12 protein-coding genes are annotated in these 13769 nt (G+C 47.5%); all 12 read right to left on the bottom strand.

Annotated elements, in window-relative coordinates; genetic code table 11:
• Positions 1-1275 (bottom strand): adenylosuccinate synthase (locus B7Y67_RS05935; protein WP_293597839.1); only part of this gene is annotated, 1275 nt, incomplete at its 3' end.
• 51 nt (positions 1276-1326) lie between these two features.
• Positions 1327-2490, bottom strand: a complete 1164-nt coding sequence (locus B7Y67_RS05930; protein WP_293597838.1) for an ATP phosphoribosyltransferase regulatory subunit — start codon at positions 2488-2490, stop codon at positions 1327-1329.
• A gap of 18 nt (positions 2491-2508) precedes the next feature.
• Positions 2509-3381 carry a protease modulator HflC gene (gene hflC / locus B7Y67_RS05925; RefSeq protein WP_293597837.1) on the bottom strand — a complete coding sequence of 291 codons (873 nt, stop codon included), beginning with the start codon at positions 3379-3381 and terminating at the stop codon, positions 2509-2511.
• Positions 3381-4898, bottom strand: coding sequence for an FtsH protease activity modulator HflK (gene hflK, locus B7Y67_RS05920; protein WP_293597836.1), 1518 nt, complete (start codon positions 4896-4898; stop codon positions 3381-3383). Before hflK ends, hflC begins: the two co-directional genes overlap by 1 nt.
• Positions 4891-6096 (bottom strand): GTPase HflX, encoded by a 1206-nt coding sequence (gene hflX / locus B7Y67_RS05915; RefSeq protein ID WP_367227273.1) that lies wholly within the window; start codon positions 6094-6096, stop codon positions 4891-4893. The genes hflK and hflX overlap by 8 nt, the downstream gene beginning before the upstream one ends.
• Positions 6097-6124: 28 nt before the next feature.
• Positions 6125-6367, bottom strand: a complete 243-nt coding sequence (gene hfq, locus B7Y67_RS05910) for an RNA chaperone Hfq (protein WP_015421243.1) — start codon at positions 6365-6367, stop codon at positions 6125-6127.
• A gap of 182 nt (positions 6368-6549) precedes the next feature.
• Positions 6550-7905: a ribosome biogenesis GTPase Der gene (gene der, locus B7Y67_RS05905; protein WP_293597834.1), complete on the bottom strand. Its 1356-nt coding sequence runs from the start codon at positions 7903-7905 to the stop codon at positions 6550-6552.
• Positions 7902-9056, bottom strand: coding sequence for an outer membrane protein assembly factor BamB (gene bamB, locus B7Y67_RS05900; protein ID WP_293597833.1), 1155 nt, complete (start codon positions 9054-9056; stop codon positions 7902-7904). The genes der and bamB overlap by 4 nt, the downstream gene beginning before the upstream one ends.
• Positions 9056-9715 (bottom strand): tetratricopeptide repeat protein, encoded by a 660-nt coding sequence (locus B7Y67_RS05895; RefSeq protein WP_293597832.1) that lies wholly within the window; start codon positions 9713-9715, stop codon positions 9056-9058. Before B7Y67_RS05895 ends, bamB begins: the two co-directional genes overlap by 1 nt.
• 47 nt (positions 9716-9762) lie before the next feature.
• Entirely contained in the window at positions 9763-11082 is a 1320-nt protein-coding gene (gene hisS, locus B7Y67_RS05890) for a histidine--tRNA ligase (protein ID WP_293597831.1), read from the bottom strand.
• A gap of 50 nt (positions 11083-11132) precedes the next feature.
• The gene (gene ispG / locus B7Y67_RS05885; RefSeq protein ID WP_293597830.1) at positions 11133-12401 is read right to left on the bottom strand and encodes a flavodoxin-dependent (E)-4-hydroxy-3-methylbut-2-enyl-diphosphate synthase; all 1269 of its coding nucleotides are present in this window, start codon (positions 12399-12401) and stop codon (positions 11133-11135) included.
• An 18-nt stretch (positions 12402-12419) separates the two neighbouring features.
• Entirely contained in the window at positions 12420-13658 is a 1239-nt protein-coding gene (rlmN, locus tag B7Y67_RS05880) for a 23S rRNA (adenine(2503)-C(2))-methyltransferase RlmN (protein WP_293597829.1), read from the bottom strand.
• Positions 13659-13769 lie beyond the last annotated feature (111 nt).

The following is a 13769-nucleotide window of genomic DNA, read 5'->3' as shown; positions in this document are numbered from 1 at the left end:
GATCGGCTTTCCTGCAACTTCTTCGATACGACGCAGGAACTTCTGTGCCTCTATTGGGAGTTTGTCCCATTCACGAATACCAAAAGTAGTTCCCTTCCAACCTGGGAAATCCTCATAAATTGGTTCACAGCGCGCCACGGCTTCAGCACCGCGCGGCAACACATCAAGTTTTTGACCATCTAAGTTGTAGCCAACACAAAGACGAATCGTCTCAAAGCCATCTAAGACATCTAGCTTGGTAATGCAAAGACCGGATAGGCCATTAATCTGAATGGAGCGCTTCAAGGCAGCAGCATCTAACCAACCAGTGCGGCGCGGGCGACCCGTAACTGAGCCAAACTCCTTGCCAACTTCAGCCAAACGAATGCCCGCTGGATCCTGCTTGGCCGGATTATCAAAGTCATATAGCTCACTTGGGAATGGACCAGCACCAACACGAGTGCAATAGGCTTTTGTAATGCCTAAGATGTATTGCAATGAGTCGGGGCCAACGCCAGATCCAGCAGCTGCATTACCTGCTACGCAATTACTTGAAGTCACATAAGGATAAGTGCCGTGATCGATATCTAGCAAAGTACCTTGTGCACCTTCAAATAATAAATTTTGACCGGCCCGCTCTGCTGCATATAAAGCGCTAGAGACATCAACAACCATAGGCTTGATGCGCTCAGCATAAGACATGGCTTCTTCTAAAGTCTTTTGGAAATCCACTGGCTCTGCACCATAGTAGTTGGTGAGCATAAAGTTGTGATATTCCAAGTTCTCACGCAATTGAGCTGCGAACTTTTCTGGATAGAACAAATCTTGTACACGTAAGGCGCGACGGGCCACCTTGTCTTCGTAGGCTGGCCCAATGCCGCGACCAGTAGTACCGATCTTGGCATCGCCACGTTTTTTCTCACGCGCATGATCAATTGCAACGTGATACGGAAGAATCAATGTTGTAGCTTCAGAAATCTTCAAGCGAGACTGTACATCCAAGCCAGCAGCTTCTAGCTCGCCGATTTCTTTAAACAGCGCTTCTGGAGAAAGTACAACACCATTACCAATATAGCAAATGACATTCTTGTGCATGATTCCTGATGGGATCAATCGCAAGATTGTTTTCTTGTCACCAATAATTAAGGTGTGGCCAGCATTATGTCCACCTTGAAAACGTACAACCGCTTGAGCATGGTCAGTTAACCAATCGACTACTTTGCCCTTGCCCTCGTCACCCCACTGGGTGCCAATGACTACGACGTTACGACCATGATCTTGTTGCTTTGAAGACATAATGAAATCCAAAAGGTAATTACAGAATTAGTACGTTATTAATAAAGCGAGTTATTTCTTTTTTACTTCCCATAAGCTGCCCTGCTTTACTAGCTCACGATCACAAATATATTCAGCGGTTTCTACAGCATCACCACTCATCGCCTGAATCACTACTTCACCAGCACCGCGCAACTCAGCGATCTTGCTAGCTAAGACTACATCCACAGCCCAAGGGGCTACGATGGCAGACTTTCTTTGCGCTACTGGGGCAAGATTAGCCAGAGTCAATAAATCCATTGAAAAGCCAGTAGCGGGACGAGGACGTCCAAACGCATGGCCAACATGGTCATATCTACCGCCACGAGCAATCGGCTGAGGCAACTTATCAACATAAGCTGCAAACATCACGCCACTGTGATATTGGTAACCGCGTAAATCCGCCAGATCAATACTGAGCTCAACATCGCCGGATAATGCAGCAGTTGCTGCAGCCAGCATTTCTAATTGAGCTATAGCTTCATCAATCAACTGATGTTTTGGTAAGGACTTTTTAGCACTGGCCAGTACCTGAGCACAAGGACCGTTTAATTCAGTAAGCGCCATCAATGCTTCTGCAGATTTGGCTGGCAAGCATTCAGCCCAAATCGCTAAGCGAGGTCTGTCCTTACTTTGCAGCAAGCTGTAGAGCGCCTCGATATCACCCTTCTTTAGATTATGCCCATCCAGAATTCCCTCTAGCACTCCTGCATGTGAGAGGTCCAGGTAAACCTTGTTCAGGCCAGCCACATTCAAGGTCTGCAATAGTAATGAGACTGCTTCAAAATCTGCTTCCCAAGTGGCGCATCCATAAATCTCTGCGCCAAGTTGCAATTCCTCACGAGCAGAACTACCCACTGGAGCGCGAGCATGAGCAACAGAACCTGCATAGCAAAGACGAGTTACGCCTTGACGATTGAGTAAATGCGCATCAATCCGAGCAACTTGCGGCGTCATGTCAGCACGTAGGCCTAATGTACGGCCAGATAATTGATCGACCAATTTAAATGTTTGTAAATTGAGATCAGAACCAGTGCCTGTCAGCAAAGAGTCTAAGAACTCCAAGATCGGAGGGGCAACTAGTTCATAACCATAAGATTGGTACAAATCCAGAATGGCACGACGCAGAGTCTCTACCTTACGAGCCTCGGCCGGCAAAACATCAGCAATATCTTCAGGAAGTAACCAACGATTCATGATCTGAAATATTCACTTTTAATTTTTTTTGTGTAAGAACTTAAAGAACTCGCCATTTGGTTCAACCACCATGACATCCCTCTTATCTTTGAAGGAGCTACGGTAAGCCTGAAGACTTTGGTAGAACTGTGCGAACTGTGGATCACGTCCAAAAGCATCGGCATATAAAGCGGTAGCTCTTGCATCGCCAGAACCTTTAATCTTCTGCGCTTCACGATAGGCTTCGGCCAAGATTGTGTCACGCTGACGCTCTGCATTTGCCCGAATCTTGTCGGATTCAGCAGCACCAGTGGAACGCAATTCATTGGCGACACGTTTACGTTCTGCCTCCATGCGCCTATAAACGGAATCGCTAATCTCAGCCAGGAGGTCTACACGCTTGAGTCGAACGTCAACAATCTCAACGCCAATATCAGATGCATCATCGGCTACTTTTTTACGAATACCCTGCATCACTTGCTCGCGTTGATCTGAGATGATCTCCCTAACAGTGCGTTTAGTGAACTCTTCGTTCAATGCGGAGCGTACTAACTGTGTGAGGCGATCTTGCGCTAAACGCTCATCACCCTTAAAGCTCACGAAGAACTTACGGGGATTAACAATGCGCCACTTAACATAAGAATCCACCAGGAGATTTTTCTTCTCTGAGGTAATAAAGCGCTCTGCTTCAGGGGTATCGATTGTCAAAATGCGACGATCAAAAAAACGGACGTTTTCAAAAGGCGCTGGTAGCTTCACTTGCAAACCAGGTTGTTCAATCACACGCACAATTTGCCCGAATGAAAACACCACAGCAAAGTTACGCTGATCTACAACAAAAATACTAGACGCCAGAATATAGCCCAGAGCAATCAAGCCACCAATAGCGGCCAAGAGACGATTTGCATTCATTATCTTGAATCCCCTCTATCGCGGCTTCTGAGGCCCTCTCGTTTTTCGGAAGCGCCAGCACTAGAAGTATTGCTAGTACTTGGGCTAGTTGCATTGTTACTGAATGGGGCTGCTGGATTACCTGTTGTACCACCCACAGTTACGGAGCCAGTAGGCGTGGAGGCGGGAGCTTGACCAGTGGCAACTTGAGTGCTTTCTGCACTCACCTGCGCAATGATCTTATCGAGAGGTAAATAGAGCATGCTATTGCTCTTGGTGGTATCGACCAATACTTTGGACACATTGTTGTACATCTCACGCATGCTATCAATGTACATACGATCACGCGTTACACCAGGTGCTTTTGCATACTCAGTTAAGACTTGCTTGAAGCGATTCGCATCACCCTCAGCCGTTGCAACCACTCTAGCCTTGTAACCTTCCGCTTCCTGAATGAGTCGATCGGCCGTACCTTTGGCGCGCGGAATGATGTCATTAGCATAGGCCTGACCTTCACTCTTCAAGCGCTCTTGGTCTTGACCTGCTTTTACAGCATCATCAAATGCGGCTTGCACTTGCTCTGGGGGTTGAACGTTTTGAACAGTCACGCTGGTGACATAGATGCCGGTTTTATAGCTATCTAGAATTTTCTGGATCGAGGCTGCCAAATCAATTGCAATCTTTTCACGGCCTTCGTAGAGGACGGTATCCATCTTGCTACGCGCCACAATTTCGCGCACTGCAGTTTCTGCAGCTTGCACCACAGTCATATCGGGATCGCGATTGTTAAATAAATAATCTGTTGGATCTTTTAAGCGGTACTGAACAGCAAAGCGCACATCAATGATGTTTTCATCTTCAGTCAACATTGAAGTATCTTTTTGATTAGTTGCTTTAATCAAAATGGAACGGCCCACCTCGACAGAGCGCACCCCTGAAACATTGACAGTTTGCTCGGCCTGAACTGGCCAAGGCATGCGCCAGTTAATGCCAGGGCCAGCCGTGTATGCATATTTACCAAAGGTGGTAACCACGCCTGACTGCCCCTCTTGAATAATGTAGAAACCACTAAGAATCCAAATTAATGCAACACCACCAGCAGCCAACATCACGCTAGCTTTAGAACCAAAGGGGTTGGTGAAGTTGAAATTGGGTGCGCTCATGCCGCCGCCACCGTTACCACCGCCATTGCCGCGCTGAGACGGCGGAGGAATGTCAGTGCTATTCGGTTTGTTAGCAGGCTTGCTTGAGCTTGCGCCGGGTTTTTTCTTGCCACCAAAAATACCGCTGAGGCGATCATTGAAATCACGCCACAACTCATCTAAATCCGGCGGGCCATCAGGCTTAGCAGGTTGATTGTTTGGTCTTGGGGTGTTTGGCTGAACCTCTACAGGTTTTTCAGCATCTGGGTTACCAGGTTCAGCTTGAGGGGATTGCTCACTACCCTGCCCACTTTTAGCATCTTTAGATCCGCTACCTGGGTGACTGTTGCCCCAGCCCGGATCATTGACCGAGAACAGCTCGAGAAATTTACGCATCGTTTGGTGAATATTTTCGGTTGGAAATCGGGTTAAATTCAGAAGTCTCTGGTCGTTCGGGTAAAGGAGCTAAAAACTCATCTGGGTCCATTTGGACCTTGGCACGATTCTGCTCGACCCTTATTCTATCAGTCATTTGAGAGCATTCGGCGAGTGCTGAACGCAATAAATCAAGGCCTAGGCCCGTCTTGGCGGAAAGGAAAATCTGGCTCGGAATTCCCTCGGAATCACGGACCAGGACAGCCCCTTCGGTAAAGGTCTGAGGCATCTGGTCAATCTTGTTCATGACCTCGATGCGGGGGATGTCGTCAGCTCCAATTTCACGCAAAACCGCCTCTACTTCAGCCTTTTGTTCCCTAGCTACTGGGCTGCAAGCGTCAATCACATGCAAAATCAGGTCAGCATGGATGGTTTCATCCAAAGTAGCCCTAAATGCCTCTACCAGCTGATGGGGTAATTCGCGGATAAATCCAACCGTATCGGAGACGACAATTGAGCCTACGCCATCCAAATGCACCTTGCGGGAGGTGGTATCTAGGGTTGCAAAGAGCTGATCAGCAGCGTATGTCCCTGCTTTTGTAAGGGAATTGAACAATGTGGACTTACCAGCATTGGTATAACCAACCAAAGAGACCGAAAAGACATCCTTACGATTACGGGCCCTTCTTTGGGTTCTTTGTTGGCGCTGGAGCTTCTCCAACTCTGTTTCTAGACGCTTTGCCTTAGTAGCCAGCATCCGTCGATCTAGCTCCATCTGAGTTTCACCAGGACCACCTCGAACCCCAATACCACCACGTTGACGCTCTAAGTGACTCCAGGCGCGCACTAATCTAGACATACGATAACGTACTTGGGCTAGCTCAACCTGGGTTTTACCAATATGGCTTTGCGCTCTTTGACTAAAGATATCCAAAATCAGGCCCGTACGGTCCATGACATGAAAGCCGATATGGCGCTCTAGATTGCGCTGCTGTGTTGGGGATAGTGGATGGTTGAAGATCACCAATTCGGCGCCTTGCTCTTCCATCACTTTTTTAACTTCATTCGCCTTACCTGAGCCAATGAATAAAGCAGGATCGGTTTTACCCTTACGGGCAATCACACTCGCTATTGGTATAGAGCCGGCACTGTCAGCTAGAAGGCTGAGTTCTGCCATGCTGTCCGCAAAATCCTCGCGACCTGTATCAACCCCAACCAGAACGGCACGTGCCGCATCTACACCTGTTTTATACAGAGCTAACTTCTTCCGTGCGGAACTCCACTGCACGAGCAGGGACGATTGTGGAAATGGCGTGTTTGTAAACCATCTGTGTCACGGTATTGCGCAATAGGACTACATATTGATCGAATGATTCAATATTGCCTTGCAGCTTGATACCGTTAACAAGATAGATGGATACAGGGACATGCTCTTTGCGCAAGGCATTGAGGAAAGGATCCTGTAGTAATTGGACTTTGCTGTTATTCATACTGCTCCTTATTGATTTTTATACGCTGCTTCTATTTTGGGAGTCTTGCTTTTTTTATTCAATAATCTACTACCAAGAACCACTGTGAAATGCTAACTACAACTGTCTACCTCAAACATAAGGGGTCTGAAGTCAGAAAATCAAGCCCCTTATTTAAAAAATATCTAAAACTGTACGCGTTTTTACTTCTTTTTGCCTTTATCCGCATCAACGTACGGGTTTTTGGCAGTATTCATCTGGATTCGCAATGGGGTGCCGCGTAACTTGAAGACATCTCTAAAGCGACCTTCTAGGTAGCGCTTATAGCTATCCGTTACGCCACTTAATGAAGTTCCATGAATCACCACAATTGGAGGATTCATACCACCTTGGTGGGCATAGCGTAATTTTGGACGACCCATACCGACACGCTTAGGCTGCTGATGCTCAATCGCCTCTTGCAAAATACGGGTGAGTTTTGGTGTTGGTAATTTAGCCATGGCTGCCGCGTAGGCCAAATCAACATCCTTAAATAACTCTTTAAGACCGGTGCCTTTTTTAGCGGAGATCGGATGCACGTTTGCAAAATCAAGGAAGCGCAGCTTTTGCGCAATCTCTAAACGTGCACGCTCTTTCACGTAGACATCCAAACCATCCCACTTGTTCACAGCCACTACTAATGCACGCCCTGCTTCAACAATAAATCCAGCAATATGTGCATCTTGCTCTGAGATATCTTGTTGCGCATCGAGCATCAAAATAACCACATTGCAATCGGCAATGGCTTGCAAAGTTTTAACAACTGAGAACTTCTCAATCGCTTCAAATACTTTTCCACGGCGGCGAAGCCCTGCGGTATCTACCAAGATGTATGGTTTACCGTTACGTTCAAAGGGAACTTCGATTGCATCACGTGTTGTACCTGGCATGTCAAATGCAATCACGCGCTCTTCACCGATCAGCTTATTGATCAAGGTCGATTTACCAACGTTAGGACGACCTACTACCGCAATCTTCATTGGGCGATTGGGATCATTTTCTAATTCTTCTGGTTCTGGCTCTGGAATACCTAAAGAATCTAAAGCATCATCGATCAAACCACGCACACCATCACCATGTGCCGATGAAATCGGGAAGGGCTCACCAAGACCTAACTCATGAAAGTCCGCAGTAACCACGCCAGCTTGCATACCTTCAGTCTTATTTACCGCCAGAATGACTGGTCTACCCGTCTTGCGCAAGAAATCTGCAATCACGCGATCTTGAGGCGCCATACCCAAGCGGCCATCCACTAAGAAAATAACAATGTCAGACTCAGCAACTGCCTGCTTAGTTTGCTTGGCCATCTCGGCAACAATGCCGGTCTTGGCTACCGGCTCAAAACCACCCGTGTCTACGCAAATAAACGCGCGCTCGCCAATGCGACCTTTGCCATAGTGACGGTCTCGGGTTAAGCCCGAAAAGTCCGCAACCAAAGCATCACGTGAACGCGTTAAGCGGTTAAAGAGTGTCGATTTACCAACGTTAGGACGGCCGACAATAGTAATTACTGGATTCATTTTGGACTGTACGCCGCTAGTTTTCCACCTTGAGACTGAATCAAGATGAGGCCGTTCACCGCAATGGGTGCGGCTGTGATTGGACTACTGTCATGACGAATGCGTGACAGCATTTCACCATTCGCTTGTGAGAGTGCATGCACGTAACCTTGCGCATCACCCAAGAGTAATACCTTGCCAACTGCCATCGGCTCACCTACATCTCTAAATGTCAGCTGGGTATTTTCCCAAACTTGTGAACCATCCTTCACCGCAAAAGCAGTGACGTAAGACTTTTCATTGGATGAGAAAACCAGCTCAGGACTTTGCGCTGTGCCGGTGTAACTTGAGTAATCTTTAAACCACAATAAATTACCTGTACGCGCTTGACCGCAACCTACGCGACCCTGATAAGAAACGGCGCAAATAATTTCACCATCCATACTTGGCTTCGCAGTGACATCATTGAGGCGCTCAATCTCAGAGAAACCTTTTGGAAATGAAACCGGAGTCTCCCAGACTAGCCCACCATTTGCAATGGCAATCATGCCAAAACGACCACCAGCAAAGCCTGTGACGATCACTTCATTGCCAATCGCGAGCATGCCATAGCCAACGCGTAATGACAAGGCAGATTGTTGACGCTGGTAAGTCCACTTACGAACACCCGTCTGTGCGTCAAGACCAACAAAGCGGCTATCCAATGTACGAATAATCACTACACCGCCGGCTACTACTGGCTCTGATAACACTTCACTACCAACACTCACATTCCAAATGGGTTTGCCAGTGTCGTCATAAGCGTAAACGGTGCCTTTAGTTGTTACGACCGCAGTTGTGCGACCATCAGATCCAGGTCCAATGGATAAGCGATCCGGCACGGAGACTTCCCACACCTTATTTCCAGTCATCAAATCAATCTTGGTGAGATTGCCGCGATGAGATGCTGCATACACCGAATCACCCACTACCGCAGGATGAAAGTTAAACGACTCTGATGAACCAACGCTAGTTGACCATACTGGCGCTAATTCAAACTGATTATTAACTTGCACGAGCTCAGCTGGCTTGCGTACACGTGAGCCACCAGAGCAGGCTACCAAGGCAAATACTACAGAGCCCAATACAAGGGCTGTGCTTGCTAGTTTTGCTACACGTTTGCAATCCATCATCACTGAGCTACTCCTCCGACGGCATCTAATTTAACCTTCAAGAGACGACGTGCCTCTTCAGGGAATTCTTTTGCATCATTTAACTGCTTCCAAGCAGCCTCATAACTCTTGCGTGCATCAGCCGTATTCTTTTGAGCCAAATACCAGTCACCACGACGCTCTAGCCACAAAGCCTCAAAACCTGCGACTGGCCTGTCTTTCAGAATTGCATCGGCCTCAGCCAAATCCTTTTCAGAACCCTGTTCGATTAATTGTGCTGCCAAGCGTAATTTGGCTAAAGCTAAATATCCCTGATCAGATGCATTCTTGGCGGCCCAGCGCAAATAACCCATCGCCTTTGCAGAGTCGCCTGCATCAGAAGCAATCTTTGCAGCCACTAGACTCGACATCGCTGCATAAGGGGTGCCAGAAAATTGCTTTTGTAAATCATCTGCAGCACGCAAGGTTTGATCTTTATCACCCTTACCAATAGCAGTAACCATCGTCTCATAGAGTTGTGATGCTGCAGCAGCTTGGCTAGTACGCCACCATTGATATCCACTATAAGCTGCATAGGCAAATAAAGCCGCTGTCACTACACCAGTAATGAGGTTGCGATACTTTTGCCAAAATGCTTTAAGTTGATCTAATTGTTCTTGTTCTTCTAGGTCTAAAGGCATGTCAATCCAAGCTAATAAATACAGTATTAATAATTAATGTCTTAATTCTATTCGGTGGCGCCAACTATGGCATCAATTACCGCTTCCACGACGCCGTCAAGGTCTACCGCCTTCTGAACGCCAGTACTACGTAAATCCTTGAGTTGAGCCTCATTTTTAGCCAGCTCATCTGGCCCAATAATGACAGCATAGGCTGCCCCACTCGCATCTGCCTTCTTCATTTGTGACTTAAAGCTGGCAGCCTGACCATCTTGAGGGCAAAACAGGATGACATCGATGCCAGCATTCCGCAGGCGCTCAGCAATAATCATGGCAGCAGTCAAAGTCTCGCCACCCTGGTGAATGACAAAAGCATCGCATTGAGCCTGAGGTTCTGGCAAGGAACCAGAAACTTTCATTAATTCTAGGACGCGCTCCATGCCCATGGCCCAACCGCAAGCTGGAGCAGCTTTACCACCCATGCGCTCAATCAAAGGGTCATAACGACCACCACCAGCAATCGTGCCCTGAGCACCTAACTCTTCGGTAATCCACTCAAAAACAGTCAGGTTGTAGTAATCGAGGCCACGTACCAAGCGAGGGTTGATCTTGCAAGGAATGTTATTTGCCTTGAGTAATGCCTGAACTGCGTCGAAATGCTTGAGTGACTCTTCACCCAAGAAATCCAATAGCTTCGGTGCGCCTTCAATCAAATCCTGCATTGCTGGATTTTTAGTATCCAAGATACGCAATGGATTACTTAGCAAACGACGCTGCGAATCTTCATCTAACTGCTCTTTGTGTTTCTCAAAGTACGTTACTAAAGCAGCGCGATGTTCTGCACGCTCAGGAGCCTGTCCTAAAGAATTAATCTCTAGTCGTACACCCTTCAAGCCGAGTTCATCCCATAGGCGTTGGCCCATCAAAATGATTTCAGCATCAATATCCGGACCAGCAAAGCCCATCGCCTCAATACCAAATTGATGGAACTGGCGATAGCGACCACGTTGTGGACGCTCATGACGGAACATTGGACCTGTGTACCAAAGACGCTTTGGTCCTTCATACAGAAGATTGTTCTCAACTACAGAGCGAACTACAGCGGCAGTACCTTCTGGACGTAATGTGAGTTGCTCACCATTGAGGCGATCCTCAAAGGAATACATTTCCTTTTCAACGATATCTGTTACCTCACCAATGCCACGTTGGAATACGGCAGTCGCTTCAACAATTGGGGTACGCAAAAACTCGTAGCCATAGGCGCGAGTGAGATCACGCAAAACATGCTCTAAATGTGTCCACTGTGCAGCATCTGCTGGCAATAAATCATTCATGCCGCGAACGCCATTAATTTTTTGGATCTTTTGTGTTTTAGCTTGATCGGTCATGATGTACGTTGATATTTCGTAGTTATTCTTATTGTGTACTTAAACTTAATTTATTTCGGCGCGTAATTCAGATTCACATACTCATCCACAATGACCTGAAACTCTTGGGCAATATTCTCGCCACGCAAAGTCTTCACCTTGACACCGTCCACGAACACAGGTGCCGCTGGAGTCTCTCCAGTGCCAGGTAACGAGATGCCAATATTGGCGTGCTTACTTTCACCTGGGCCATTGACGATACAACCCATAACCGCAACATTCATTGCCTCAACACCCGGATGGGTTTTTTTCCAGACCGGCATTTGTTGACGTAGGTAGGACTGAATATTCGCAGCCAATTCTTGGAAGGTGGTGCTGGTTGTTCTACCGCAACCAGGGCAAGCAATCACCATGGGCGTGAAATTACGCAATCCCATGGTTTGCAAAATCTCTTGCGCCACAATAATTTCATTCTCGCGTGGGGCGCCTGGATCAGGAGTTAGCGAGACCCGAATGGTGTCACCAATACCCTCTTGCAACAGGATACCCATTGCAGCTGTTGAGGACACAATACCCTTACTGCCCATGCCCGCTTCCGTTAGACCCAAATGCAATGGGTAATCCGATCTTCTAGAGAGATCGCGGTACACCGCTACTAAATCTTGCACATTACTCACCTTGCAAGACAACAAAATTTGATTGGGGTTCATGCCGAACTCGACTGCTTTTTCTGCGGACTGTAATGCGGACTGAATCAATGCCTCAATCATCACCTCTTGTGCAGTCTTTGGAATTGGCAGCGCCGCATTCGCATCCATAATGCTTGCCAACAAGTCTTGGTCCAAGCTACCCCAGTTCACACCAATCCGAATCGGCTTGTCATATTTACAAGCGGCTTCGATCATTTGTGCAAATTGCGGATCGCGTTTAGCGCCCTTACCTACGTTACCTGGATTAATGCGATATTTAGATAAGGCTTTGGCGCACTCTGGATAGTCATTTAATAAAGTATGGCCGTTGTAATGGAAGTCGCCAATCAATGGCACCAAAACATCCATCTTGTCCAGTAGCTCACGAATATAAGGTACTGCTTCTGCAGCAGCTGGTGTGTCTACCGTAATGCGAACCATCTCTGAGCCAGCACGGGCCAACTCTTTAACCTGAATAGCAGTAGCAACTGCATCTGCAGTATCGGTGTTGGTCATAGACTGAACGCGCACTGGTGCGTCGCCACCCACTGTAATGATGTTCGTTTTCCAGGCAACCATTGCCTGACGTGTCGCTCTCTTAGGCGACGGGCCTAAAGGCAGCTTTGGGAGATTGCTAGATGAGTTACTCATGGGACTTGTTTTGTGAAATCAGTCGTCTAATCTTTTGAGCCATTGCACTGCGTGCTCAGGCTGATACTCAGGCTCAACTTCTTCATCTAGACTTTCAACATCATCAGCTTGATCGAGATTGATCTGCTTGTCATGCACGGCACGCTCGCGCACTCGGGTGCGATCAACTACATCACCTGCTAATTGGCCGCAGGCTGCAGCGATATCATCGCCACGAGTTTTACGAACTGTTGCCACCATGCCAGCATCTAACAATATGCTGGCGAAGGCATGAACGCGTTGGGCTGATGAGCGCTTTAATCCAGACTCTGGGAATGGATTAAATGGAATGAGGTTGATCTTGCACTTGATGTTCGCTAACAAGCGCACCAACTCTTTTGCCTGAATGTCAGAGTCATTGACACCATCGAGCATGCAGTATTCAAAGGTTAAGAAATCCCTTGGGGCAAAAGGTAAATACCGTTCGCACGCGGCAAGCAATTCTCTTAAAGGATACTTTTGATTCAGAGGAACGAGTTGATCACGTAGCTTGTCATTCGGTGCATGCAATGACACCGCTAAAGCTACCGGGCAATCTTGTGCCAAACGATCAATCATCGGTACGACGCCTGAGGTAGAGACGGTTACACGACGACGTGATAAACCATACGCTCTATCATCGAGCATTAAACGCAAAGCAGTCACGACGTTGTCATAGTTGAGCAAGGGCTCACCCATACCCATCAAGACCACATTGGAGATCACGCGACCTGTGTGTTCCCAGCCCGGCGTTGGGTATTTCTCAATACGGCGAACTGCATTCGGATCAGTGCGGAGCAAATGCTCTGCAAACCAGAGTTGGCCAATGATTTCACCGGCGGTGAGATTGCGGGAGAAGCCTTGATGTCCTGTAGAACAAAAACGGCAATTGACCGCACAACCAGCCTGAGAGGAGATGCACAAGGTGCCACGGTCATCTTCAGGAATAAATACTGACTCCACAGCATTGCCAGCTCCAACATCCAGTAACCACTTACGGGTACCGTCTGCTGCATGCTCATCTTTAATCACTGGGAGAGAGAGAACTTCTGCTTTATCGAGCAGCGTTGCTCTAAAGCTTTTTGCCAGATCACTCATGTCGTTGATGTCAGAAACACCACGTTGGTGTATCCACTGCATGAGTTGCTTCGCCCGAAAGGGCTTTTCATTCAACCCCGCGACATACGCTGCCATTTGGTCAGCGTCAAAATCTAAGAGATTTACGCGCGGGGAGGTCAATGCGCCTACTTGTGTATTAAATAGGTTGTTCGTTAGCAATCGTGAATTAACGATTGAAAACGTTCATGCCAGCGAAGAAGAATGCAACTTCGACAGCAGCAGTTTCAGGAG

It is taken from the genome of Polynucleobacter sp. 35-46-11 (assembly GCF_002281105.1).
This window is presented reverse-complemented; position numbering and strand designations above follow the sequence as displayed.

Excerpts from the sequence above, each read along its gene's own strand:
- B7Y67_RS05930 (WP_293597838.1), bottom strand. The coding sequence starts at position 2,490 with ATGAATCGTTGGTTACTTCCTGAAGATATTGCTGATGTTTTGCCGGCC.
- hflC (WP_293597837.1), bottom strand. The coding sequence starts at position 3,381 with ATGAATGCAAATCGTCTCTTGGCCGCTATTGGTGGCTTGATTGCTCTG.
- hflK (WP_293597836.1), bottom strand. The coding sequence starts at position 4,898 with ATGCGTAAATTTCTCGAGCTGTTCTCGGTCAATGATCCGGGCTGGGGC.
- hfq (WP_015421243.1), bottom strand. The coding sequence starts at position 6,367 with ATGAATAACAGCAAAGTCCAATTACTACAGGATCCTTTCCTCAATGCC.
- der (WP_293597834.1), bottom strand. The coding sequence starts at position 7,905 with ATGAATCCAGTAATTACTATTGTCGGCCGTCCTAACGTTGGTAAATCG.
- bamB (WP_293597833.1), bottom strand. The coding sequence starts at position 9,056 with ATGATGGATTGCAAACGTGTAGCAAAACTAGCAAGCACAGCCCTTGTA.
- B7Y67_RS05895 (WP_293597832.1), bottom strand. The coding sequence starts at position 9,715 with ATGCCTTTAGACCTAGAAGAACAAGAACAATTAGATCAACTTAAAGCA.
- hisS (WP_293597831.1), bottom strand. The coding sequence starts at position 11,082 with ATGACCGATCAAGCTAAAACACAAAAGATCCAAAAAATTAATGGCGTT.
- ispG (WP_293597830.1), bottom strand. The coding sequence starts at position 12,401 with ATGAGTAACTCATCTAGCAATCTCCCAAAGCTGCCTTTAGGCCCGTCG.